Annotated in this window: 26 protein-coding genes; 12 read left to right on the forward strand and 14 right to left on the reverse strand. The window is 69.1% G+C overall.

The window, feature by feature from the left end:
* On the forward strand, positions 1–492 hold a 492-nt coding region (locus K309_RS0126040), incomplete at its 5' end, for an aldehyde dehydrogenase family protein (RefSeq protein WP_029049122.1).
* A gap of 36 nt (positions 493–528) precedes the next feature.
* Here the strand turns inward: K309_RS0126040 and K309_RS37480 are convergent.
* The 3 genes from K309_RS37480 to K309_RS37485 form a co-directional block, all read right to left on the reverse strand.
* Positions 529–1,320 (reverse strand): hypothetical protein, encoded by a 792-nt coding sequence (locus K309_RS37480; protein ID WP_051320610.1) that lies wholly within the window; start codon positions 1,318–1,320, stop codon positions 529–531.
* 71 nt (positions 1,321–1,391) lie between these two features.
* Positions 1,392–1,784, reverse strand: coding sequence for a flagellar transcriptional regulator FlhD (gene flhD / locus K309_RS0126050; protein WP_084402550.1), 393 nt, complete (start codon positions 1,782–1,784; stop codon positions 1,392–1,394).
* A complete protein-coding gene (locus tag K309_RS37485) occupies positions 1,781–2,581 on the reverse strand; it encodes a helix-turn-helix domain-containing protein (protein WP_232232491.1) in 801 nt (266 codons plus the stop codon). The genes flhD and K309_RS37485 overlap by 4 nt, the downstream gene beginning before the upstream one ends.
* A gap of 237 nt (positions 2,582–2,818) precedes the next feature.
* Here K309_RS37485 and K309_RS0126060 point away from each other — a divergent pair, with 237 nt between their 5' ends.
* A complete protein-coding gene (locus K309_RS0126060; RefSeq protein ID WP_029049124.1) occupies positions 2,819–4,786 on the forward strand; it encodes a PAS domain-containing hybrid sensor histidine kinase/response regulator in 1,968 nt (655 codons plus the stop codon).
* A gap of 135 nt (positions 4,787–4,921) precedes the next feature.
* Complete coding sequence (locus K309_RS0126065; RefSeq protein ID WP_029049125.1) at positions 4,922–5,902, forward strand: Bug family tripartite tricarboxylate transporter substrate binding protein; 981 nt, start codon at positions 4,922–4,924, stop codon at positions 5,900–5,902.
* A gap of 9 nt (positions 5,903–5,911) precedes the next feature.
* On the opposite strand, the gene K309_RS0126070 is transcribed toward K309_RS0126065, so the two are convergent.
* Entirely contained in the window at positions 5,912–6,772 is an 861-nt protein-coding gene (locus K309_RS0126070; RefSeq protein WP_051320611.1) for an IclR family transcriptional regulator, read from the reverse strand.
* On the reverse strand, positions 6,769–7,632 hold the full coding sequence (locus K309_RS0126075) for an IclR family transcriptional regulator (protein ID WP_029049127.1): 864 nt from the start codon (positions 7,630–7,632) through the stop codon (positions 6,769–6,771). Before K309_RS0126075 ends, K309_RS0126070 begins: the two co-directional genes overlap by 4 nt.
* Before the next feature lie 321 nt (positions 7,633–7,953).
* On the opposite strand from K309_RS0126075, the gene K309_RS0126080 reads away from it, so the two are divergent.
* The 4 genes from K309_RS0126080 (at position 7,954) to K309_RS0126095 (ending at position 12,555) form a co-directional block, all read left to right on the forward strand.
* Complete coding sequence (locus tag K309_RS0126080; RefSeq protein ID WP_029049128.1) at positions 7,954–8,913, forward strand: MBL fold metallo-hydrolase; 960 nt, start codon at positions 7,954–7,956, stop codon at positions 8,911–8,913.
* Between the two features lie 64 nt (positions 8,914–8,977).
* Complete coding sequence (locus K309_RS0126085; protein WP_029049129.1) at positions 8,978–10,696, forward strand: FAD-dependent oxidoreductase; 1,719 nt, start codon at positions 8,978–8,980, stop codon at positions 10,694–10,696.
* A 48-nt stretch (positions 10,697–10,744) separates the two neighbouring features.
* Positions 10,745–10,975 carry a DUF2783 domain-containing protein gene (locus K309_RS0126090; protein WP_029049130.1) on the forward strand — a complete coding sequence of 77 codons (231 nt, stop codon included), beginning with the start codon at positions 10,745–10,747 and terminating at the stop codon, positions 10,973–10,975.
* A 173-nt stretch (positions 10,976–11,148) separates the two neighbouring features.
* Complete coding sequence (locus K309_RS0126095; protein ID WP_029049131.1) at positions 11,149–12,555, forward strand: MFS transporter; 1,407 nt, start codon at positions 11,149–11,151, stop codon at positions 12,553–12,555.
* A 66-nt stretch (positions 12,556–12,621) separates the two neighbouring features.
* On the opposite strand, the gene K309_RS0126100 is transcribed toward K309_RS0126095, so the two are convergent.
* Positions 12,622–12,930 (reverse strand): hypothetical protein, encoded by a 309-nt coding sequence (locus tag K309_RS0126100; RefSeq protein WP_029049132.1) that lies wholly within the window; start codon positions 12,928–12,930, stop codon positions 12,622–12,624.
* Positions 12,931–13,113: 183 nt separating this feature from the next.
* Here K309_RS0126100 and K309_RS0126105 point away from each other — a divergent pair, with 183 nt between their 5' ends.
* Positions 13,114–13,335 (forward strand): DUF2188 domain-containing protein, encoded by a 222-nt coding sequence (locus K309_RS0126105; protein ID WP_029049133.1) that lies wholly within the window; start codon positions 13,114–13,116, stop codon positions 13,333–13,335.
* 89 nt (positions 13,336–13,424) lie between these two features.
* Here K309_RS0126105 and K309_RS41955 read toward each other — a convergent pair whose 3' ends face one another.
* A complete protein-coding gene (locus tag K309_RS41955; RefSeq protein ID WP_156914454.1) occupies positions 13,425–13,598 on the reverse strand; it encodes a hypothetical protein in 174 nt (57 codons plus the stop codon).
* 26 nt (positions 13,599–13,624) lie between these two features.
* Between K309_RS41955 and K309_RS0126115 the strand changes: the two genes are divergently transcribed.
* Entirely contained in the window at positions 13,625–13,903 is a 279-nt protein-coding gene (locus K309_RS0126115) for an erythromycin esterase family protein (protein ID WP_084402552.1), read from the forward strand.
* 8 nt (positions 13,904–13,911) lie between these two features.
* Here K309_RS0126115 and K309_RS0126120 read toward each other — a convergent pair whose 3' ends face one another.
* The 4 genes from K309_RS0126120 to K309_RS0126135 form a co-directional block, all read right to left on the reverse strand.
* Positions 13,912–14,223: a hypothetical protein gene (locus K309_RS0126120; RefSeq protein ID WP_029049135.1), complete on the reverse strand. Its 312-nt coding sequence runs from the start codon at positions 14,221–14,223 to the stop codon at positions 13,912–13,914.
* Between the two features lie 114 nt (positions 14,224–14,337).
* A complete protein-coding gene (locus K309_RS0126125) occupies positions 14,338–14,616 on the reverse strand; it encodes a BON domain-containing protein (RefSeq protein ID WP_029049136.1) in 279 nt (92 codons plus the stop codon).
* A gap of 15 nt (positions 14,617–14,631) precedes the next feature.
* A complete protein-coding gene (locus K309_RS0126130; RefSeq protein WP_029049137.1) occupies positions 14,632–15,186 on the reverse strand; it encodes a BON domain-containing protein in 555 nt (184 codons plus the stop codon).
* Positions 15,187–15,269: 83 nt separating this feature from the next.
* Complete coding sequence (locus tag K309_RS0126135) at positions 15,270–16,412, reverse strand: flavodoxin family protein (protein ID WP_029049138.1); 1,143 nt, start codon at positions 16,410–16,412, stop codon at positions 15,270–15,272.
* Positions 16,413–16,760: 348 nt separating this feature from the next.
* Here K309_RS0126135 and K309_RS0126145 point away from each other — a divergent pair, with 348 nt between their 5' ends.
* Both K309_RS0126145 and K309_RS0126150 read left to right on the forward strand, forming a co-directional pair.
* Complete coding sequence (locus tag K309_RS0126145; RefSeq protein WP_029049140.1) at positions 16,761–17,348, forward strand: CinA family protein; 588 nt, start codon at positions 16,761–16,763, stop codon at positions 17,346–17,348.
* Between the two features lie 81 nt (positions 17,349–17,429).
* On the forward strand, positions 17,430–17,768 hold the full coding sequence (locus K309_RS0126150) for a hypothetical protein (protein ID WP_029049141.1): 339 nt from the start codon (positions 17,430–17,432) through the stop codon (positions 17,766–17,768).
* A 77-nt stretch (positions 17,769–17,845) separates the two neighbouring features.
* Here K309_RS0126150 and K309_RS0126155 read toward each other — a convergent pair whose 3' ends face one another.
* The 3 genes from K309_RS0126155 to K309_RS0126165 are packed head-to-tail and all read right to left on the reverse strand — an operon-like array spanning position 17,846 to position 19,335.
* Positions 17,846–18,475 (reverse strand): hypothetical protein, encoded by a 630-nt coding sequence (locus tag K309_RS0126155; protein WP_051320612.1) that lies wholly within the window; start codon positions 18,473–18,475, stop codon positions 17,846–17,848.
* Positions 18,415–18,915 carry a PA2169 family four-helix-bundle protein gene (locus K309_RS37490; protein WP_084402553.1) on the reverse strand — a complete coding sequence of 167 codons (501 nt, stop codon included), beginning with the start codon at positions 18,913–18,915 and terminating at the stop codon, positions 18,415–18,417. Before K309_RS37490 ends, K309_RS0126155 begins: the two co-directional genes overlap by 61 nt.
* Positions 18,916–18,951: 36 nt before the next feature.
* Complete coding sequence (locus K309_RS0126165) at positions 18,952–19,335, reverse strand: hypothetical protein (protein WP_029049143.1); 384 nt, start codon at positions 19,333–19,335, stop codon at positions 18,952–18,954.
* Positions 19,336–19,662: 327 nt separating this feature from the next.
* Here K309_RS0126165 and K309_RS0126170 point away from each other — a divergent pair, with 327 nt between their 5' ends.
* Complete coding sequence (locus tag K309_RS0126170; protein WP_029049144.1) at positions 19,663–23,070, forward strand: alpha-1,4-glucan--maltose-1-phosphate maltosyltransferase; 3,408 nt, start codon at positions 19,663–19,665, stop codon at positions 23,068–23,070.
* Positions 23,071–23,087: the final 17 nt, after the last annotated feature.

Below are 23,087 nucleotides of genomic sequence, written 5' to 3' on the forward strand. Positions count from 1 at the left end.
GGCATGGACGACGGCGTGCGCATCGGCCCGCTGATCGACGACAAGGCCGTGGCCAAGGTGGAGGAGCATATCGCCGACGCGCTCGGCAAGGGCGCGCGCGTGCTGCACGGCGGCCAGCGCCACGCGCTCGGCCATTCGTTCTTCCAGCCGACCGTGCTGGCCGATGTCGCGCCCGGCATGCAGGTCGCGCGCGAGGAAACCTTCGGGCCGCTGGCGCCGCTGTTCCGCTTCGACACCGAGGACGAGGTCGTGGCGATGGCCAACGATACCGAGTTCGGCCTGGCCAGCTACTTCTATGCGCGCGACCTGGGACGCGTCTGGCGCGTGTCCGAGCGGCTGGAGTACGGCATGGTGGGCGTCAACACCGGGCTGATCTCGAACGAGGTGGCGCCGTTCGGCGGCGTCAAGCAGTCCGGCGTCGGCCGCGAGGGATCGCACTACGGCATCGAGGACTACCTGGTGATCAAGTACACCTGCATGGCCGGGATCTGAAGCCGCGGCGGCGCGACCAGCGCGAACACAGGGGGGTTATTCCAGCGAGCAGGCCGAGCGGAAGCGCTCGATCTGGTCGCGGAAGCGCTGCATCTGCTCGAGCTGGTAGCGCGCATGGTCGGCCCCGTACGGCTTGCCTAGCTCATGCAGCGCACCGTCGGCGGCCCGCGACAGCCCTTCGAGCGCCTGCGCCAGCGCCCGCCCTTCCACGCTGCGATGCCGGCGCAGGCGCCACGACAGCGCTTCCTGGCCCTGGCCTAACAGGCTCTGGTCGAGATGGCCGAGCCGGTCGGCAGTGGCCTGCGCGTCATGGAGCGCAGCCAGATAGGCGCACACCGCCGACAGCCGCTGGTTCATCTCGCCACCGCGGCACAGCAGGTCGCCAGCGCACCTGCGCAAGCGCTCCGCCGCGCCGTGCTCGCCCGCCGGCGGGCAGTCGGGCACATAGGTGCCGAGCGGTCGCACCGACAGCGTCAGCCCCGGTGGCAGCACGCTGGTGCACAGGCTGGCCAGCTGGCGCTGCAATGCGCCATCGAGCTCGCAGCAGGCCACCACGTCGGCCTCAACGTAGAAGTCCAGCGACGCCTGCCGGCCCTGCCCGCTGCACACCACCGTGCGCACCGGCTGGTGCCCCGCCTGCACCAGCACGCGAAGCGCCCCTTCGATGCAGCGCTGCGCGATGCCGTCGCCCGACAGCGCACGGACCAGGGCATGCGCGTGCGGCATGCCGGTGATTTCAGTTCGGGTCGGCAGGAACGCGCCCGGCTGGCCCGGGTTGCCGGACAGTCTCAGGCTGGTCTCGACATAGCTCGGGGCTGTACCCGTCATCAATGACTCCGTGTTTTGGTTGCTATGGCCTTGCGGCCGGTGGCGGGGCGCAAAAAGAGGAAGGGCTGGCATCAGCGCGTCCCGCCAGCGGGCTGCGAGGCCATCACGATCGCCGCATGCATGCCGCCCAGCGGGTGCCGCGCCTCGGCTGCCGTCAGCGATGCCAGCACCTTGCAGTCGTCCAGCCGGAAGCGGCACAGCAGCAGGTTCGAGCGTGCCAGGGCCACCATTTGCGCCGGTGATAATTCGGCTAGCGCGCGCCCCAGCTCCTGCCGCATGCCAAGCCGGAACAGCGCCTCGGCTTCGTGCTGGCGCAGCAGGCGCTGCGCCAGCATCAGGTATGACAGGTTCAGCTGCTGGACGTCGCGCAGGATGTCAGCCCCGGCATTGTTGCGGTCCGCCGCGACGGGCGCCGTGCCCGCGCCCGCGTCCGTGACGTCGGCGTGCTCTGGTTTGCGCTTCATTGGATGGATGCTGTGGTCCCCGCGGCAAGGTCCGCGGCAGTGGCCGGCACGTTGTGCGCCGAGATCGTCGGGCGTTCGGCGATGGCGCGCAGCGCGGGCTTGTCGAGCAGCTCGACGCTACGGTGCCGTACGCGGATCAGCCCGATCTCGGCCAGCCGCGAGAACTGGCGGCTGACCGTCTCTAGCGTCAGGCCCACATAGCTGCCGATTTCCTCGCGGCTCATGCGCAAGACGAAGGCCGACGATGAAAAGCCGCGCGCCGCGAAGCCGTCGGCCATCCACAGCAGGAACGTCACCAGCCGCTCCTCGGCGGTCATGAGTGCCAGCATGGTCTGCATCGCCCGCGCGCGCCGCGCCTGGTAGTCGAGCGCCAGGAACAGCTGGCTGGCCAAGGCAGGCGCTGCGGCTGTGGCGGCACTGCCCGGGTCGAGCGCGATCACGCACAGCCTGGTGTCTTCCAGCGCCGTGGCATACGACACGTAGCAACTGCGCGCGAGGCTGTCGAGCCCGACCAGCTCGCCCGGAAAATGGAAGCCAACCACCTGCGTGCGCCCGTCTTCGGTGGTGACATGGGTCTTGACCGTGCCGAAGCGGATCGCATAGAGCGCGGTGACCGGATCGCCGATCAGGTACAGCGGCTGGCCCTTGCGCAGCCGGATGCTGCGCAGCGGCTGCGGACCCGCCGCGGGATGCGCACGCAGTACCAGGCCGGCCGCGTGGCAGCCACGCGCCTGGGGGCAACTGTCGCAGCAAGGCAGGGCGTCAGGCGGCGCGGACTGGCCTTTGGTCGGTGGCAATTGCATCGTTCCGTGACAAAGATTGACGGCGTAGAAAAGCTGTGACCATTCTATGAATTGCACACCGCGTAACAATCTGTACATTCCGAATCACCATCGCGAAGCTTCCGACCGCTCAGGCGCCGCGGCTCGCCTGCTTCGGCGCGGGGCGCGGTATGCTTACGTAACGCGCAGCGCCGCGGCGCGTGCTTTACGGACAGCGCCGGCAAGCCGGCAGCAGCGAACCCAGATTTCGCCATGAAGAAAGCCCCCGCCGGTGCCGACGGCCCGGCCGCACACGCGTCACCCCGCGAAGCGCAAGCCAACACGGCCAGCGACGCGCCCTACCGGACGCTGGTCGAGTCCGTGCAGGACTACGCCATCTTCACGCTCGACGTGACCGGGCACGTGTCGAGCTGGAACAAGGGCGCGGCGCGCATCAAGGGCTATACCCGCGAAGAGATCCTGGGCAAGCACTTCTCTACCTTCTACACGCCCGACGCCGTGGCACGACGCTGGCCGGATGCCGAACTCAAAGCCGCCGCCGAGTTCGGGCGCTTCGAGGACGAAGGCTGGCGCGTGCGCAAGGATGGCAGCCGCTTCTGGGCCAATGTGGTGATCACGGCGCTCAAGGAGCCCGACGGCAAGCTGATCGGCTTCGGCAAGGTGACGCGCGACATGACCGCGCAGCGCCGCACCGCCGAAGCGCTGCGCCAGAGCGAGGAAACGCTGCGGCTGCTGGTGGAAGGCGTGAAGGACTACGCGGTCTTCATGCTCGATCCCGCCGGCAATATCGTCAGCTGGAATTCCGGCGCCTCATACATCAAGGGCTACCGCCGCGACGAGATCCTGGGCCGGCATTTCTCGGTGTTCTACTCGCCCGACGACATTGCCGCCGGCAAGCCGGCGCGGCTGCTCGAACAGGCCCGGCGCGCCGGCCGCGTCGAGGACCAGGGCTGGCGCGTGCGCAAGAACGGTTCGCTGTTCTGGGCCCACGTCATGCTGACCGCCGTCTATGACGAATCGCGCGCGCTGCGGGGCTTTGCCAAGGTCACCCGCGACATGAGCGAGCGCCGTCGCCACGAGGAGCTGGAGCGCTCCAGCCAGCGCATGAGCGAATTCCTGGCCACGCTGTCGCACGAGTTGCGCAATCCGCTGGCGCCGGTGCACAGTGCGCTGGCGGCGATACGGCTGGCGCCCGGCGACGCGGCGCTGGCCGACAGGAGCCTAAGCCTGATCGAACGCCAGGTCACGCACCTGAGCCGGCTGGTCGATGACCTGCTCGACATCGGCCGCATCAACTCCGGGCGCATCGAGCTGCGCACCGGGCCGCTGGAGTTCAACGAAGTGATCGCGCTCGCCGCCGAGGCCGCACGGCCGTCGCTCGACGCCAAGTCGCAGCACGTCGCGGTGCAGACCCACGCCGCGTCGATCCCGATGCACGCCGACAAGACCCGGCTGGTGCAGGTGATGCAGAACCTGATCCTGAATGCGTCGAAATTCTCGCCGGCGCGGACGACCGTCAGCATCGTCACCGCCGTACAAAAACGTACCCTTCTGGTACAGGTGATCGACCAGGGCCGCGGCATCGCGCCGCAATCGCTGGAAGACATCTTCAACATGTTCGTGCAGGAAAGCCGCCCCGGCACCGATGCGCATGGCGGGCTCGGCATCGGCCTGTCGCTGTGCCGCGCGCTGGTGGAGCTGCATGGCGGCACCATTGCCGCGGACAGCGGCGGGCCGGGCATGGGCAGCACCTTCACGCTGCGCCTGCCGCTGCCGGTGGCGCAGGAGACCGCCACGATGCAGCCCCCGGGGCACGCCGCGGCCGGCGGCCATGCCACCATCGTGCAACAGGCAAAGCGCATCCTGCTGGTCGACGACAACCGCGACGCCGCCGACAGCCTGGCGATGCTGCTGGAAATGTGCGGCCACGACGTGACCATAGCCTACGATGGCGTCGAAGCGCTGCACGTGGCGCCGCGCTGCCGCCCGCATATCGCGCTGATCGACCTGGCCATGCCGGGCATGGACGGCTTCGAGGTGGTGCGCGCCATGCGCGGCGTGGCCGGCACCGGACAGACCCACTACGTCGCGCTGACCGGCTTCGGCCAGCCCGCCGACCGCGAGCAGAGCGAGCGCGCGGGGTTCGATGCGCACCTGGTCAAGCCGGTGGAACTGGAAACGCTGTTCGGCACCATCGCCCGACTGCAGCAGTCCGAATAACTTGCGCCGCGAGCGCCCGCTGCACGCCGTGCGCGCGGCGGAAGGCCACCTTCGCCAAAGCCAAACCCGCGCCCGCTTGCGCTGCGACACACTGAGGCCCGTTCCATCGCCAGAAAACACATGGAGGAGACAGCGATGCAGGGTTGGATCAGGCGTGCAGCCAGCGGGCTGCTGTTGGCATTCGCCGCCACGGCGGCAGGCACGGCAATGGCGGACTACCCGGACAAGCCGGTCCGGCTGGTGGTTCCCTTCCCGCCCGGCGGCGCAACCGACCTGCTGGCGCGCGAGATCGGCAATGCCCTGTCGGCGCGCCTGCAACAGCCGGTGGTGATCGACAACCGTCCCGGCGCCGGCGGCAACCTGGCTGCCGTCGCCGTGGCGCGGGCACCGGCCGACGGCTACACCCTGCTGTTCGGCACCTTCGGCTCCCTGGCAGTCAACAAGAGCCTGTACGCCAGGCCCGGCTACGACCCGCTCAAGGATTTCGCCCCGGTCGCATCCGTGGCCTACCTGCCCAATGTGCTGGTGGTCCATCCGTCGGTGCCGGCGCGCACCGTTCAGGAACTGCTGGCGCTGGCGCGCAAGGAGCCGGGCAAGCTGACCTACGGCTCGTTTGGCAACGGCTCGTCGTCGCACCTGGCGGGTGAGCTGTTCACGCACCTCGCCGGTGTCAATATCGCGCACATTCCGTACAAGGGCAGCGCCGCATCGATGACCGACCTGATCGGCGGCCGCATCACGATGATGTTCGACAGCGTCTCCACCGCCCTGCCGTATATCCGCGACAATCGCGTGCGCGCGCTGGCGGTGACCACGCAGAAGCCCTCGGAACAGCTGCCGGGCGTGCCAACGCTGGCTGCCGCGGGCGTGCCCAACTATGAACTGACGGCGTGGTTCGGCGTGGCGGCGCCTGCCGGCACGCCCAAGGCCGTGATCGACAGGCTGAACGGCGAGATCGTTGCCGCACTGAAGCAGCCGGAGCTGTCGGCAAAGCTGGCGGGCCAGGGCACGGTGCCGTTCCCGGCCACGCCCGCGCAGTTCGGCAGCTATATTCGTGCGCAGTACGAGAAGTGGGACGGCCTGATCAAGTCCGCCAATATCCGGCTGGACCAGTAACCGGCCGGGTCAGCCGGCGGCGCCGGGCAGCGCGCCAAAGCGCCAGGACAGCCGCCGCGCCGCCTGCCGCACCAGCGCGGCGGGCGCGCCTTGCGTGCCGCTGTCGAAGCTGCCGCTCGACCCCATCACCGCGATCACCAGTGCCAGGCTGCCGGTATGGTCGAACACCGGCGCCGCCAGCGTATCGATGCCCGGCACCGGGTGGCTCAGCGCGTTGTCGATCTGCGCCGCGCGCACCTGTGCCAGGCGGGCGGCGTAGTCGGCCGTAAGCTTTCCGTCTTCCCCCAGCACCTGCCCGACGGCAGCGCCGGCCATGCGCAGGTAATCGGTTTGCAGCAGCCCGGCCAGCACGTTGCCGGGCAGGTGCGCGGCCACGGTGCGGCCGATCGCGGTATTGACCAGCGACAGCACCGTGCCGACGCGCAAGCTGACATGCTGCGGCCGCGCCGATTCCTCCAGCCTCACCACGGTCGGACCCATCGGGCCCAGCACGGCCATGGCCACGCTCAGGCCGGTGGTGCCGGCGAGCTCGATCACTTCAGGCTCGGCCTCGCGCGTCGGCGACAGCCGCTGCAGCGCGACCAGGCCGAGCTCCAGGCCCAGAGGGCCGCACCGGTAGTTGCCCGCGGCATCGCGCGCGAGCAACCCGGTCTTCTGCAGGCTGACCAGGTGCGGGAATGCCTTGGCGGCGGGCATGCCGGCAGCCAGCGCCAGGTCGCGCAAGGCCAGCGGACGGCCCGCGGCGACCAGCGCGCCCAGCAGCTGGCCGGTGCTGTCGAGGGACTGGATACCGCGCTGCGGCTTGCCGCCTTCGGCGTCGGCTTCCGGGCTGGTGATGGCGTCCTGGTCGGGTATGCGGGTCGGGGTCATGCCGGGCTTTCCTCTTCCGTACCTTCCCCACCTTCCGCGCGCAGGGTCGCGGCGATATCGGCCGCCGCCGCCAGCAGCGCCCGTGCGGCGGTGCCATTCCAGTCGACGTCGATGGCGCCGGTCGAGCCAACCAGCGTGAGCACCAGCCGCAGCGCCCCGGCAGCGTCCAGCACCGGCACGCTGAGACTGCTGACCGCGGGGCTGGGCGTGTCGATGCTGCGCTCGATGCCGCGTTCGCGGATGGCCTGCAGCGTGGCGCCGAAGTCAGCCAACTGCGCCACCAACTGCGCGTCCGTGGCTTCCGGCTGCTGCGCGCGCCACAGCGGTTGCCACTGCGCCGGCGGCCGGAACGCGCAGTAGACGCGGCCGGTAGCGGTGGCCGCCAGTGCCATCACCGTGCCCACGTGCAGGTTCACATGCAGCGGCGCGCTGGCGGGCACGTAGCGCACGATCGTCGGCCCCTGCGGCGCCGCGATGCTGATGGCCACGCTGAAGCCCGACGACTGCGCGAGCGCGTCGACGCGCGGCAGCGCGGCGCGGTAGGCCGGATCCTGCTCCAGGCGCAGCATGCCGAGCTGCAGCGATAGCGGTCCGGGCTCGTAGCGGCCGGAGACATGGTCGCGCTTGAGCAGGCCCAGGCGCGTCAGGCTGACGAGGTAGGCGTGCGCCTGCGCGGGCGCCAGCTGCGCCGCCTCGGCCAGTGCGGCCAGCGGCATCGGTACGCGTGCCGCCGCCAGCGCGGCCAGCAGCCGGCCTCCGACTTCCACGCTCTGGATGCCGCGCTGGGCCTTGTCAGCCTTTTCCGGCTTGCCTTCCATTTCAGCGTTGCCGGCCGCGCCGGTTGCCTTGCCCCTGGCCATCGCCACCTTGTGTGATCGGAAACCCCGGATATTAATCGAACGCCATCCACGCGCCCTCCAACCAGGGTAAACCCGCAATCGATCGGCACCTGATCTGGTAATCCAGGAGGTCGCAAATAAATTTGCCATAGGCTAACGCTTTAGCTATTGATTAATTTAACGGCGTTTCCTAAGATTGCACTACCCCGTCGCAACACGCAGGCACCACCGCGTGGAAGACCCATAGAAACGGGGCGAGACAGCCCGTGCCGCCAGCCTAGTCTGCGGCACCAGCGCCGTGCGCATGTGCCGTCTTGCCTCCCCACACAAAGGAAAGACGCCATGTCCAAGGCATTCGCATCCCAGGCCGACCTCGAAGCCAAGCAAGTCACCTTTACCCAGCTGTCCGAGAACGCCTGGGCCTACACCGCCGAGGGCGATCCCAATTCCGGCGTGGTGATCGGCGACGACGGCGTGCTGATCGTCGACACCACCGCCACCCCGGCGATGGCGCAGGACCTGATCGCGCGCATCCGCACCATCACCGACAAGCCCATCAAGTACGTGGTGCTGTCGCACTACCACGCGGTGCGCGTGCTGGGCGCATCGGCCTACTTCGCCGAAGGCGCGCAGCAGATCATCGCCAGCCGCGGCACGTGGGAAATGATCGTCGAGCGCGGCGAGGCCGACATGAAGTCCGAGATCGAGCGCTTCCCTCGCCTGTTCGCCGGCGTCGAAACCGTGCCCGGCCTGACCTGGCCGACGCTGGTGTTCGACAAGGAAATCACGCTGTTCCTCGGCAAGCTGGAAGTCCGCATCGCCCACCTGGGCTCGGGCCACACGAAGGGCGACACCGTGGTCTGGCTGCCGCAGCAGAAGGTGCTGTTCTCGGGTGACCTGGTCGAGTACGACGCCGCCTGCTATTGCGGCGACGCCCAACTGGAAGAATGGCCCGCCACGCTCGACGCGCTGCAGGCGCTCAACCCCGAAAAGCTGGTTCCCGGCCGCGGTCCCGCGCTGACCACGCCGGACGAGGTGAAGAAGGGCCTTGCCTACACCAAGGACTTCGTCACCACGCTGTTCCAGTCGGGCAAGGAAGCCGTGGCCGAGAAGCTCGACCTGAAGGCCGCGATGGCGCATACGCGCCAGGCCATGGATCCCAAGTTCGGCCATGTCTTCATCTACGAGCACTGCCTGCCGTTCGATGTCTCGCGCGCTTATGACGAAGCCAGCGGCATCCGCCACCCGCGCATCTGGACCACGCAGCGCGACAAGGAAATGTGGGCCGCGCTGCAGGACTGAGCGACAGAAGAACCCACGACAAGTCGGGCAACGAAGCATCAAGAGTTGGATGGAGAGACAGGCAATGAGCAACATCGACTACCAGCGGTTGTCGTTTGAGTACCAGCCCTGCGCGGAACAGCGCGGCGCGCAGGCGGATGGCCCGGTCCATCCTGTCGTGGTGGTGGGCGCCGGCCCGATCGGACTGGCTACCGCCATCGACCTGGCCCAGCGCGGCGTGCGCGTGGTGCTGGTCGACGACGACTGCACGCTGTCCACCGGTTCGCGCGCCATCTGCTTCGCCAAGCGCACGCTGGACATCTTCGACCGGCTGGGCTGTGGCGAGCGCATGGTGGACAAGGGCGTGAGCTGGAACGTCGGCAAGGTGTTCCTGCGCGACCAGCAGGTCTACAGCTTCGACCTGCTGCCGGAAAGCGGCCACCGTCGCCCGGCCTTTATCAACCTGCAGCAGTACTACGTCGAAGGCTTCCTGCTGGAGCGCGCGCAGGCGCTGGCCAATATCGAGATCCGCTGGCACAACAAGGTGGTCGGGCTGGAGCAGCGCGCGGATGGAGCGGTGCTGACCATCGAGACGCCCGAACGCTGCTATCCGCTGGCCGCGCGCTACGTGGTGGCCGCCGATGGCTCGCGCAGCCCGATGCGCAAGCTGCTCGGCCTGGACAGCAAGGGCCGCACCTTCCGCGACCGCTTCCTGATCGCCGACGTGAAGATGGAGGCCGACTTCCCCAGCGAGCGCTGGTTCTGGTTCGACCCGCCCTTCCACCCCAACCAGTCGGTGCTGCTGCACCGCCAGCCGGACAATGTCTGGCGCATCGACTTCCAGCTCGGCTGGGATGCCGATCCGGTGCTGGAAAAAACGCCCGAGCGCGTGATCCCGCGCGTGCAGGCGCTGCTCGGCAAGGACGTGAAGTTCGAGCTGGAATGGGTCAGCGTGTACACCTTCTCGTGCCTGCGCATGGACAGCTTCCGCCACGGCAATATCCTGTTCGCCGGCGACTCGGCGCACGGCGTGTCGCCGTTCGGGGCGCGCGGCGCCAACAGCGGCGTGCAGGATGCCGAGAACCTGGCATGGAAGCTGGCCTACGTGCTGCAGGGCCACGCCGCCGACAGCCTGCTCGACACCTATGCCAGCGAGCGCGAATACGCCGCCGACGAGAACCTGCTGAACTCGACCCGCGCCACCGATTTCATCACGCCCAAGAGCGCCGTCAGCCGCGTGTTCCGCGACGCGGTGCTGACCTTGTCGAAGCGGCACGCCTTTGCCCGCGGCCTGGTCAACAGCGGCCGCCTGTCGGTGCCGGCCGTGCTGCACGGCTCGCCGCTGAACACCGCCGACGCCGATGAAGGCTATGCCGGCGGCATGGTGCCGGGAGCGGTCTGCGCCGACGCGCCGGTGTCCGGGCCGCAAGGTGCCGGCTGGCTGCTGTCGCACCTGGGGCAGGATTTCACCGTGCTGCTGTTCGGCAATCCCGATGCCATCGACGCCGCCACGCTGGCGGACCTGTCCGCGCTCAGGCAAGGCACCGTACCGCTGCGGCTGGTCTACGTCACGGACGCGGCGCAGCCGGCGATGACCTGTTCCAGCGCCACGGTGCTGCGCGACGACCAGGGCCTGGCCGCGGCCCGCTACGGCGCCGCGCCCGGCACCTGCTACCTGGTGCGCCCCGACCAGCATGTGTGCGCGCGCTGGCGCCGCGCCGACCCCGCCGCGATCCGCGCCGCGCTGGCGCGCGCCACCGGAGCCGGCCTGGCCGCGCCGGCCCCGGACCGGATCGCCGCCTGAATCACGCCGGACAGCACGCCGGACAGCACGAAAACAGGAGACGACAACATGCCCGCCACCCTCAACACCCAACCCAACCTGGCCCGGCCCGACGATTTCTACGAAGCGTTGATCGAGATGCACCGCGACCTCGACGACGCCCAGAGCCAGGCCGCCAACGCGCAGCTGATCCTGCTGCTGGCCAACCATATCGGCGACCACGACGTGTTGCTGGCCGCGCTGCAGGCGGCTCGCGAAGGCGTGGCCGACATGCCGGGCGCGGCAGCGCCGGCAGCCTGACCCGGCACGGGCGCGGCCAGGCCGCGCCCCACACCGCTCTTTCCCTGGCCCGACCCAGGTCCGCCAGCTAGCGCGCAGCAGACGCGCCCGGCAGCGCCATCCCTGGCTGCAACCACCCCGACGCAACCCGCGCAGCCACCACCGCAGCTACCAACAATACGGAGACAAACACCATGAGCCATCCGGTCTCAGGGGATCTTGCGTCCCTGCACCTGACGCCCACCACTTCCACCACTTCCACCACTGCCCCGCCCACGCTGGCGGCGTGCGAGGAAGACGCGCTCTACCGCAAGGTATGGCTGCGCATCATCCCCTTCCTGTTCGTCTGCTACGTGGTCTCGTTCCTGGACCGCATCAACATCGGTTTCGCCCAGTTGCAGATGAAGCAGGACCTCGGCTTCAGCGACGCCATGTACGGGCTGGGCGCCGCGATCTTCTACGTCGGCTACGTGCTGTGCGAGGTGCCCAGCAACATGCTGCTGGCGCGCTTCGGCGCGCGCCGCACCTTCACCCGCATCATGGTGCTGTGGGGCCTGGCATCGGTGGGCATGATGGCCGTGTCGACGCCGGCGCAGTTCTACACGCTGCGCTTCCTGCTGGGCGTGTTCGAGGCTGGTTTTTTCCCCGGCATCGTGCTCTACCTGACCTACTGGTTCCCCGCGCGGCGCCGCGCCGCGGTCATGGCCATCTTCTTTGCCGGCGTGGCGGTGGCGGGCGTGCTCGGCGGCCTGGTCTCCGGCTGGATCATGCGCGACATGGCCGGCGTGCTTGGCCTGCAGGGCTGGAAATGGATGTTCGCGATCGAAGGCGCGCCCGCGGTCTTCCTGGGGTTGATTGCCGCACGCTGCCTGGTGGACGGTCCGGAACACGCCCGCTGGCTCAGCGCCGGCGAGCGCGCTTATCTGATCCGCGCCGCGGCCGGCGAGGCGGCCAACGCCGCCGATGCAGGCAAAGGCGGCCATTCGCTGCAGGCGCTGCGCCAGGTGCTGCGCAACCCGCGCGTGTACCTGTTCGCCTTTATCTATTTTTCGCTGACGTGCGGTTCGCTCGCGCTGAGCTTCTGGATGCCGCTGATCATCCGCGACTTCGGCATCACCGATGTGATGTCGGTCAGCCTGTATTCGGTGGTGCCCAATGCCGTCGGCGCGGTCGGGCTGATCCTGATCGCGCGCCACTCCGACCGCACCGGCGAGCGCCACCGGCACTTCCTGCTGTGCACCGCTGGCGGCGCGCTGGCGCTGGCCGCGCTCACGCTGCATCCGACCAGCCTGGCCATGATGCTGGCGATCCTCTCGGTTGCCGCCGTGCTGATCTTTGCCGCGCTGCCGGTGTTCTGGTCGCTGCCGCCCAGCTACCTGCCGGGCGCAGGGGCAGCGGCCGGCATTGCGATGATCAGCAGCGTCGGCATCACCAGCGGCATCGTCAGCCCATGGGTGATCGGGCAGATCAAGACCCGCACCGGCAGCCTCGACCATGCGCTGTTGCTGCTGGCCGCGCTGTTGCTCGCCAGCGGGCTCGCGATGTGGCTGGGCGTACCGCGCCAGGCCACGCAAGGATCCCGCCAGGCCCGGCAGGATTGACCTGCAGGAAAGGCCTGCAACGGGTTTCGTCAAACCGGAATGTCCGCACCCGCGCGGGTGCGGCGTTCAGTGGGACCGGCCGCAGGGAATGACCTGCGCGATCTCCTCGCGCATCACCTCGACCACATCATCGATCTCCAGCCCTTCGGCCGTCACCAGCACGTCCTGTCCGCGGCCGATCGCGTAGACCACGCCGCGCCAGCGGCCGGGCTCGACGGCCTCGCACAGGCGGATATTGAACTCGGTGTCCTGGTCCTGGCTGTACACCGTCACCAGGTCACCAATCTGGGGTGCCCGGACCGATTCTCCGTCGAACGCCCGGGCCACCACGGTCACCGGCGACTGCGTCAGTCCCCTGGCAAATCTTGCACGCATGGTCCGCTCCTCTAATGCGATCCAAGTCCAGCTTACAAGAGGGGCGCCAAATAACCAGAAATTTCAACGAGAAAGTCGGGCTTGCTGCCCTCCGCGCGCACTCTGGGCTGTCAGACAGCGCCGGATAGACAGCCGCCGTACATTGCCCACAATAAAGGCATCGACAGTCACGGAGACAGCAAAATGGGCACCAGCATACACGTCGTGCCGCATCGGGATGGCTGGGATGTCATCCATGAAGGCGCTCGCTACGCCGAATCCCACCACGCCACCCAGGAAGAAGCCATCGCCGTCGCGACCACGCAGGCGCAACGCGAGCATGTTGAACTGCTGGTCCACGGCCGCGATGGCCAGATCCGCTCGCGCAACAGCTTCGGCCACGATCCGCGCACCATACCGGGCTAAACCGCGTCTCGCCGGATAACGCTTCCGGCGTCCAACCCTGCGCAGGCGCATCGATGCCACCGCACCGGGACGACCACAATGACCTGAAGTCAGCTGCCGCCATCGCAGCCGCGGCGGTGCCGCTGCCTCGGGTCGACGCCCCCGCGCAGAGCCCCTTCTCCGGCCCCTTCGCCAATGCCCTCGCGGTGCAGGCCGAAGCGCTTGCCACGCACCGGGTGGTACTGCTGGGCGAAAGCACGCACGGTACCGCGGAGTTCTACCATGCACCCGGCCCGACAGCTACGAACACCTGTTCCACCAGGCCGGGCACGCGCAATGCTGGCTCGACTTGCGGGGCGCGCGCGGCGGCGCGCTCGACGACGCCCGCAACGCGTTGCTGCCGCCGCGGCAGGAGCGCTTCATCGGGGTCATCTACCGGCCCGAAACAGAATTGCAGAGCCACTATGCGCGCGCGACACTGCCGCGGCAGTTCGACGCGCTGCTGTGGTTAGACCGCTCGCGTGCGGTCCCGGCGTTTCCGGCCAGTCCGGCTCCGGGCCCGACGGAAACGTGGCCGGCCGGACTATAGAGCAGAGGCTATTTGCGGGATTTTGGAGCCTTCGGCTCCGACGCCGGATAGTCATACCGCTGCGCAGACTGCGGCCCCTCGTTCACCGCTGGCGACGCCGGCATGGCGGGCGTGGCCGGTGTTGCGCGGCCGCCGCTGGTGGAAGGCGAAGCAGGGGAAGCAGGCGTAGCCGGCGTGGCGCGGCGCGTATCGCCCTGCCCCGGAATGACATCGGACGCAGCCATCCCCGGCGCACGGGTGTCGGCGCCCGGCCGCGTGGTCTGCGCCCAGGCCGGAACACTCAGCAGCACGGCCAGTGCAAAGCTTGCAAGGTGCTTCATGGCAGTAACTCCTTGTTTCTCCTTGTTGCCGTGGATAGCCGGCCAACACCTTGGCAGCCGGCCGCGAAGCCTTGGCCGATGCGAAAGTCGTGCCATGCGGCGCTCCCCTGCGCCTCACCCGCCGGTACGGTCCGGCGCCACGCTGACGTGGTTGACGACCTCTCGCGCGCCGCCGGCCGCGCGGATGCACGCCTCGATCGCCGCACGAGCCGCCTGCGTGCCGACCGCGCCTTCGATGGTGACGCGCCCGTTCGAGACGTTCAGCGCGATCTCGCTGACATCGAGGCCGCTGTCCCACAGCCGCGCGCACAGCGCGGCCTGCAGTTCGACGTCAGCGGCGGTGACAGCAGTGCCGCGCGGATTGGCTGGCGGCGTATTGGAAGAATCCTGCATGCGTGGCCCCCGGCGTCAGTACATGCGCATGCCATGGCCCGGATGCGCAGCCGTAGCCTCGCCCCGCGCCACGCGCAGGTGGTTCACCACCTCCGTGACGCCGTAGATCTCGTCCGCGATATCTTCGATCCGGTACTTCTGCTGGCGATGGGGCACGCAGCCCTCCAGCGTGACCACGCCTTGCTCCACCCGCACCTCGACGTCTTCCACCTCAAGCCGGGCGCTGCGCGTGAGCTGCTCGCACAGGTCCTCGAGGATGCGCGCATCGCTGCGCTGGTAGTTGCGCGGACCTACCGGACGTACCGGGCGCGGGCCGCCGCGATACAGGTCCATGCGCTCGTTGTAGCCGGTGAATTGGCGGTAAGGATCACGCCCGCGCGGCGCTTGCCCGGCGCGTGCGTCTGACGCGCTGCCGGGCTGCCGGCCGTGCGTGCCGCCGAATTCGCCGGGCTTCACCGGCTTGTCATAGTCATAGACGCCATAGGCACCTACGTAATGGCTGCGCATGTCGGTTTCGGGCACGGCGCTTTCGTGCCACGGTTGTCCGCGCCAGTTGTCTCTTCGGTCCATTGTCGTCTCCGCTTGCCGTGCCGGTATCTGCAGCGCCGCTATCTGCAGTACCGCTGTCTGCCGTACTGCTATCTGCCGTACCGCTATTTCTGCCGCGGCGGCACCAGGCCGCGGTCGGGCTGGCTGAGCTTGCCGGCGCGCAACTGCCGCACCGCGCATGCCAGCGCACGCGCCACGTTATCCACCTCGCCAAGCACGCCTTCATCCTCGTCCGATTCCACATGGCTGGTGGCATATGGCTTGTAGTAGCCGATAAACCGATCCAGCCGCGCCTGCGGGCCGGCATCGACCAGGCCCATCCAGTCGAGCCAGTCGGACAGCGCGCGGCGCACGCCTTCGATGCCGGCCACGTCGCCGTGGACCACCAGCCCATAGGTACGGCCTGCCAGATGCTTGGGATAGTCCCACCCCGCCAGTTCGATCGACTTGGCTCGCACCACGTCCTTGCCCTGCGTGCTGGTCGGATCCGGGTTGCCGCCATCGGCACAGACCAGCCTGTCCATCATCAGCTTCAGCGGGCTGCTGGCCTGGTACCAGTAGACCGGCGTGACGATCAGCACGCCATGGCAGCCGGCCCAGCGCGGATAGATGTCGTTCATCCAGTCGTTGATCTGGCCGAGCGCATGGTTGGGGTAGCAGCTGCAGGGCCAGTGGCATAGCGGCATCGACGTCGAGACGCAGCCCTTGCACGGATGGATGCGCAAGTCGGCATCGGACGCAAGCAGGCTCAGGTCGAGCATATCGGCTTCCATGCCCTCCGCTTCCAGCGTTGCACGCGCACGCTGCGAGAGTCGCCAGGACTTGGACATCTCGCCGGGGCAGGTGTAGTCGTTGCGCGCCGCGGCACAGACCAGCAGCACCCGCGAGGGTGTGGCAGGGTCGGCCTGCCGCTGCTGCGCCACGCGCACCGCCTCGCTGGCCGCGCGCCATTCGTCGGACAGCTCGTAGTCCGGATCGGCGTAGCCGGGCCCGGCCCTGTGCTTGAGCGGCGCCTTGCGGCCCTCCTGGTAGGCCTCCCACGCAATGCGCTCGAGCCGCGCCAGGGCTTCATCCTCGTCACGGTAGGCAGGGTCGGTGAAGCGCGCCATGAAGCGCCGCCGGAAGGTTTCGCGCGGCAGCGGCTCGCTCACCTGTCCCTTGCGGACATCGGCGGGATCGCCGGGATAGCGCGGCTTGCGGGGTGCATCCGGCGCCGGCTGGTTCGGCTTGTGCGTCGGGTCTGGCATAGGTATCTCCATGCGACTCTTGACTCTGGTGTGGGTGCCGATGCAGGACATGCAAGATAGACGCCACCATCCGCCCGCCAAGTGCAGCGGGTGCGGCCACGCAGCTTTTACAAGGCCGCCGCCGGCGCTGCATGTACATTTTTCCTCGCTTGAGGCGCCTGCGCGACGCTGCGACGACCGCTGGCCGGCGCGGCGCCGGTGCGGCGGCACTGGCACGGAAACTGCCGCCGCTGCCATCAATTCCACTCCGGATGCCGTCATGGATGTGATGGAAATTCTGGTCGATGTGATGCGCGAGGACGAGGCGCTGAAGAAGAATCCCGCCGTACCGTGCCGGAGTGCCCGGCAATGACCCAACGCGACGCGAGCGCCGGCTCGGGCGATAACCGCAGCATCGCCCGCTACCTCAGGCGCCACGGCATCCAGGTGGTGACTGCGGAATCGTGTACCGCTGGCCTCATTGCATCGCGCATCGCCGAGGTGCCGGGCTGCGGCGATGTCCTGTATTGCTCGATCGTCGCGTATTCGCCATCGGCGAAGGAGCAGTTGCTGCGCGTGCCGTCGGAAACCATCCGCCGGTACGGGCTGACCAGCGAAGAAGTGTCGCTGGCGATGGCACTGGGCGCGATGCAGCTCACCGGCGCCGACCTGGCGCTGGCGAACACCGGCGTGGCCGACGACGGCGGCGACGGTGACACCCCGGCCGGCACGCAATGCTTTGCGTGGGTCTTCCGCCGACCCGGCCATGCCGGCCATGTGGACCGCGAAGTGCTGGCCGCGCCGGCGGGCGTGGCGGTGTTCACGGAAACCCGGCGCTTCCCCGGCGAACGCAATGCCGTGCGGGAAGCCGCGGCGGACTGGGCGCTGGCCCGGATCTGCCATTACCACGAACTGGCGCGCCGCGGCGAAGGCACCCGCACCGCGGCGCGCGGCTGAATTGCCGGACACGCCCTCGGGCGCAACGGCATAACCCAGGGCCCTGGGCCCGACCGACGTAGTCTTGCAATGGAGACCATCATGAAACGCACCCTCGCTACCACGGCACTGGTCGTCGGCACCGCGCTCTGCCTGCCGGCCTTCGCCCAACAGGCGCCGGCCTCGCCTACCGCGCCGAATCCAAGCGCGCCACCGATCGAAGGCGCCGGCGCCTCGCGCAACCAGCCGGCCGCCACCGACATGACCACGGCGCCGACCGACACGACCAAGGACACCGCCAAGAAGTCCAAGTCGACCGGCAAGGAGGCCAAGACCGCCCGCAGCAAGAAGCCTCGTGAGCAGGGCGCGCCGGCCGCACCGACCGCCGATGCGCCGAGCGGCCCGAAGGGCGACTCGCCGGACCCGGCGACCAAGCAGTAGCGCATTGCCGTTGCGCATGCGTTGAGCGCAATCGTAGCGGGGCTTCTGCGGACGGGCTCCCGCCCGATGGGCGCTGCTCAGGTATCCCCGCGCAGCGCCCGGGTCGCCTGCGCCAGCGCGGCTTCCCGCTCGCGCTTGCGCCAGCGGTGGCAGCGCCACAGTTCTTCCAGGTATGGCAGTCCGGCGAGCAAGGCGACCGCGATAAGCAGTCCGCCCAGATAGCCTGGCGGCAGCGGCGTGGGCTTCCACACCAGCGCCAGGCGCGCCGGTTCGCTGCCCGCGCCGAACAGCGCCAGGAACTGGCCCCAGTGCATCACCATCACGTATGAGGCCGCAGCCATCGGCAGGACTTCGAGCAGGCTGTGCATATGCTGCTCGACCGGCGCGATATGGCGGCGCTTGCTCGCGTACTGCACGTCCCACCACGCCGTGGCCTCGTGGAGCACCAGCGCCGCCAGCACGACGGCGATCACCAGCGCATTGACTTCCAGGAACAGCACCATCAGCAGCGGCAGGCCGACCTCGGCCAGCATCAGCATGTGCAGCAACGATTCGCGCACGCCGGCGTTGCGCTCGATGTGCGTAAGCCGGTGGCACAGCCAGTCCCCTGCGCCGGCGAGCAGCCACAGCGGCACGAGGCCGTACATCAACACCAGGCGCGCGGCGTGTTCGAAAGCTTGCAGGTCGGCAGAAGCTGCAGTGGGCATGGTGGGGGGATCCCGACAGTGTCCCGGCAGTGTTCGCGCAGCACCCGGAACAGCTCATGGTTGACCTGCACGCCGCGATACTGGCGCCGCACTACCGCCCGCACGCGCGAGCCCAATGCGAGCGCCCGCAGCGCGCGCGCATAGCGCCGCTGCACCGCCAGCTCGCCCTTGCTGACCGCATGCAGGATGGCGCGGTCCGAGCGGTGCTTGCCAGCACCGCCCCGGCATGCTTCGGCCGGCATCGCCTCTGGCAACTGCCCGAGCTCCAGCAGGCACGCCTGCAGTTCCTGCGCAGCCAGCGCAAAGGCATTGGCGCGGCTGGTCAGCAGCGACTTGAGATGCGGATTGGCGGCGGCGCGAGCCGCGCGCCGGCAATCGTGCTCGCCCTCGCGCGAGACCGCGATCAGCGCGTTGAGCACCAGGATCTTCTTCTTTGCCATCGCACACCTGCCTGGTCCGCGGTCGGACCCGTGAAGTCATCGATCGGGGCCGGCCGAGGCCGGCGGTTGCTGGCGGGCGCCCTGGACATGGCGCATGTCGGCGCGGGACAAGGATAGTGGCTCGGCGTCTGCGCTGCCAGTGCTGTCGCGGGCCGTGCCAAAGGCCCGGCGCGATGCCGCTTGCCAGGCCACGCGTGTTTCGCGCATGCCGCGCAGGTTCATACCGATCAGCGCCAGCTGCAGCACGATCAGCGCATAGGCATCGCCGTGCCACCCCCACGCGATCCATAGCACGTTGCTGGCCAGGAACACCCAGAACCCGGCGCGGCGCCGTCCGATGGAGCGCGATCCAACCAGCCATGTGGCCAGCACCGTCACCACCATCGCCGGCCATTGCGCAGCCTCCAGCCACCAGTCCATGCGCGCTCCCCGTTTTGTCCCTCGTGACATAGGTGACAGAGGGCAAGAAGCGTACCGGGCATTGTGAGTGCGCGCCGCGTGCCAGGCCCGCGGCCGCTTCTTGCCATGGGGCATGGCGTACCCGGTACTTTTTACAAGCGATAGCGTTTGACGCACATTGCCTTTCGCCGGAAATCCTTTGGCATGGCGGGGCTCCGCCGCATATCTTCTATCGAGCGGGCGCGCTGGCACGCACTTCGCATGAATGTGCCATCCCCGCCGGCTGGCCATGTGGCGCCGGGGGGCTTGGGTCTTTGCACCGCCGGAGCCAAACAGTGGGAGGATTTTGTGCGGATCTGCCAGATCGACCTGACCGGAACCCCGGACGCCGACGAACACGCCTTGCAACGCGTGGCGGCACTGGGCTTCGACCACGTACTGATCGGCGGCTGGCCGCACCTGGCCGGGGCTGACACGCTGGCGGCGTGCGCCCGGCACGGGCTGGCGCCGCTGCTCGACATCTCACTGGACCGCTACAGCGCCGATGGGGAGCGCGCTGCCGATCCCGGCTGGATAGACGCCGCCGCCCCCGCCTTCGCCCCCCACGAAACCGACAACCATATTCCCGGCGCACGCCTGCGCTGGCATGACCAGCAGGTGGCCGTGGCATTGGTGCAATGGTGGGCCGCGCGGCTGCGCCGGGCATGGGGCTCGGGCGTGGCCGGCTTCTGCTGCCGCGCGCCGGCACGCGTGCCCGGCCGGCATTGGGCGGCGCTGGCAGAAGCGCTGCGCAACGACGCCGCGCCCCCCGAGGCGCGCGGCACGCCGCGCCTGCTGGCGTGGACGCCCGGCCTGACCCCCGCACAGCTGGACGACCTTGCCCCTGCCGGCTTTGATGGCGCCTTCTGCTCGCTGCCGTGGTGGGACTTCCGCAGCGCCTGGCTGACCGAAGAAATCGCACGGTTGCGCCGCTTCGGCCACGTGCTGGCGGCCCCGGCGCTGACGCCTGCCAGCCAGGATGCGCTGAGCGCACGCCGCGCGCTGTGGACCGCTGCCGCGATCGGCGACGGCATCCTGGTGCCGGCCGGCTTCGAGACCGGCGGGGCGCTGGCGCGCGACCCGCTCGCACCGGCTGGCGCAGGCCAGGAAGGGGCACCTTACGACATCACGCACGAACTGCTCGAGGCGACCACGTGGCTCGCCTCGCGCGACCCCGCGCCGGCGCTGGAGGTGCGGCTGCTGAGCGGGCCGGGGGCACCGCTGACGGCGCTGGCGCGCCTGCCCGCACCGAACAGCCTGTGCGCGGATCCCGCCGCAGGCAACGGCTTTGCCGAGCCCGATGGCGCCCCGGCGTTGACGGTGGTGGTCAATCCCGACCCGATGGCGCCCGGCACGCTCGGTGCCGACCGCGTGCTGAGCGCGCTGCCGCATGCCAGCGCCCATCTCGAAGCCACGCCGGGCGGACCCGGCGGCACGCTCGACGCCTACCACCGGCTCGACGCGTTGGGCTCGATCACGCTGGCACCCGCCGACATCCGCCTGTTTGAAGCGCCGCCGGTGCCGCTGACCCGGCCCGGCATGCCGCGCGCCGATGCCAGCGCGCCGCACGGACACGAAACCCTTTCCGCGACCGGGCTGGGCAGCGTGGTCGCCGCCATGGAAGCCCCGCGCATCGCCATCGAGCGGGTCGAGCCCGCCTGCGACGACGGCCGCTTCGCGGTGCGGCGCGTGGTGGGCGAACGCGTGGAAGTCAGCGCCGATATCTGGATGGACGGGCACGACAAGCTTGCCGCCGCGGTGCTGTGGCGCGCCCCCGGCGAGACCGACTGGCACGAAGCGCCGCTGCTCCCCGTGGTCAACGACCGCTGGCAAGGCAGCTTCCCGCTGGTGGCGCTGGGTCGGCATGAGTTCACGGTCGAAGCGTGGCGCGATGCCTATGCCAGCTGGCTCGACGAAATCGGCAAGAAGCGCGCCGCCGGCCTCAACGTCAGCCTCGAAATCGAGGAAGGCGCCCGGCTGATTGCCGACGCCCTGCTGCCGCCCGCCGCCAGGCATGGCAACAACGCGAGGAAAGGCAATGGCAGGAAAAGCGTCCATGAGCCCGCCTCGGACAGCGAACTGTCGGCCATCGTCGATGAACTGACCGCTGCCGCGCGCGACGACGAGCAACGCCTGGAGATCCTGCTGTCGCCACGCACCGCCGCCGCCATGCAGGCCCACATGGCCACGCCGGCCGGCCGCCAGTTCGTCTCGCGCCACCCGGTGGCGCTGCCGGTGGAAGCCGACCGCCTCGCCGCCCGCTACGCCAGCTGGTACGAGCTGTTCCCGCGCTCGCAAAGCAACGACGAGCAGCGCCACGGCACCTTCGACGATGTCATCGCGCGGCTGCCTGCCATCCGCGCGATGGGCTTCGACGTGCTCTACTTCACGCCTATCCACCCGATCGGCCGCACCCACCGCAAGGGCCGCAACAACAGCCTGCGCGCCGAGCCCGGCGAACCGGGCAGCCCCTATGCCATCGGCGGCGAGGAAGGCGGGCACGATGCCTTGCACCCCGAGCTGGGCACGTTCGACGACTTCCGCCGGCTGTGCGGCGCCGCGGCCGCGCACGGGCTCGAGATCGCGCTCGACTTCGCGATCCAGTGCTCGCCCGACCACCCGTGGCTGAAAGACCATCCCGAATGGTTCGCGCACCGCCCCGACGGCTCGCTGCGCTACGCCGAGAACCCGCCGAAGAAGTACGAGGACATCGTCAACGTCGACTTCTACGCCGTGCCACCCGCCGGCGCCGCGCTGTGGCAGGCCCTGCGCGACGTGGTGATGTTCTGGGCGGATCACGGCGTGCGCATCTTCCGCGTCGACAACCCGCATACCAAGCCGCTGCCGTTCTGGGAATGGATGATCGCCGGCGTGCGCGCGCGCCACCCGGACACCATCTTCCTGGCCGAGGCCTTCACGCGGCCGAAGATGATGGCACGGCTCGCCAAGCTGGGATTCAGCCAGTCATACACCTACTTCACCTGGCGCAATACCAAGTGGGAGCTGACCGAGTACCTGACCGAGCTGACGCAGGGCCCGCTGCGCGAATTCTTCCGCCCGCACTTCTTCGTCAATACGCCGGACATCAACCCCTACTTCCTGCACCACGGCGGCCGCCCCGCATTCCTGATCCGCGCCGCGCTGGCCACGCTGCTGTCGGGCCTGTGGGGCATGTACAACGGCTTCGAGCTGTGCGAGAGCGCGCCCTTTGTGCTCGACGGCAAAGTGCGCGAGGAATACCTCGACTCCGAGAAATACCAGTTGCGCGCCCGTGACTGGCACCAGAGCGGCAACATCGTCGCCGAGATCTCGCGCCTGAACGAAATCCGCGCCGGCCACCCCGCGCTGCAGAGCCACCTGGGACTGCGCTTCTACCACGCCGGCAGCAATGCCGTGCTGTGGTTCGCGCGCTTCATCCCGGGCAGCGACTACCTGTTCGGCGACGACGTACTGCTGGCCGCGATCAACCTGGACCCGCACAATGCGCACGAGGCCGATATCGAACTGCCGCTATGGGAATGGGGCCTGTCCGACCATGCGCGCGTGGCCGTGCACGACCTGATGCGCGGCCAGCGTTTCGAGCTGCAGGGCAAGCACCAGCGCATCCGCCTCGACCCCGAGCAACTGCCCTTCGCGGTGTGGCACGTGCGCCCGCTGGACCGGCCGGCGCCGCGCCCCGCCGCCGCCCCGGCATCGGCCGACCCGCATGGCGCCTGACCGGCATACGTGGAGAC

This window comes from Cupriavidus phytohabitans (genome assembly GCF_000426345.1).
In the GTDB taxonomy this organism is placed as follows: domain Bacteria; phylum Pseudomonadota; class Gammaproteobacteria; order Burkholderiales; family Burkholderiaceae; genus Cupriavidus.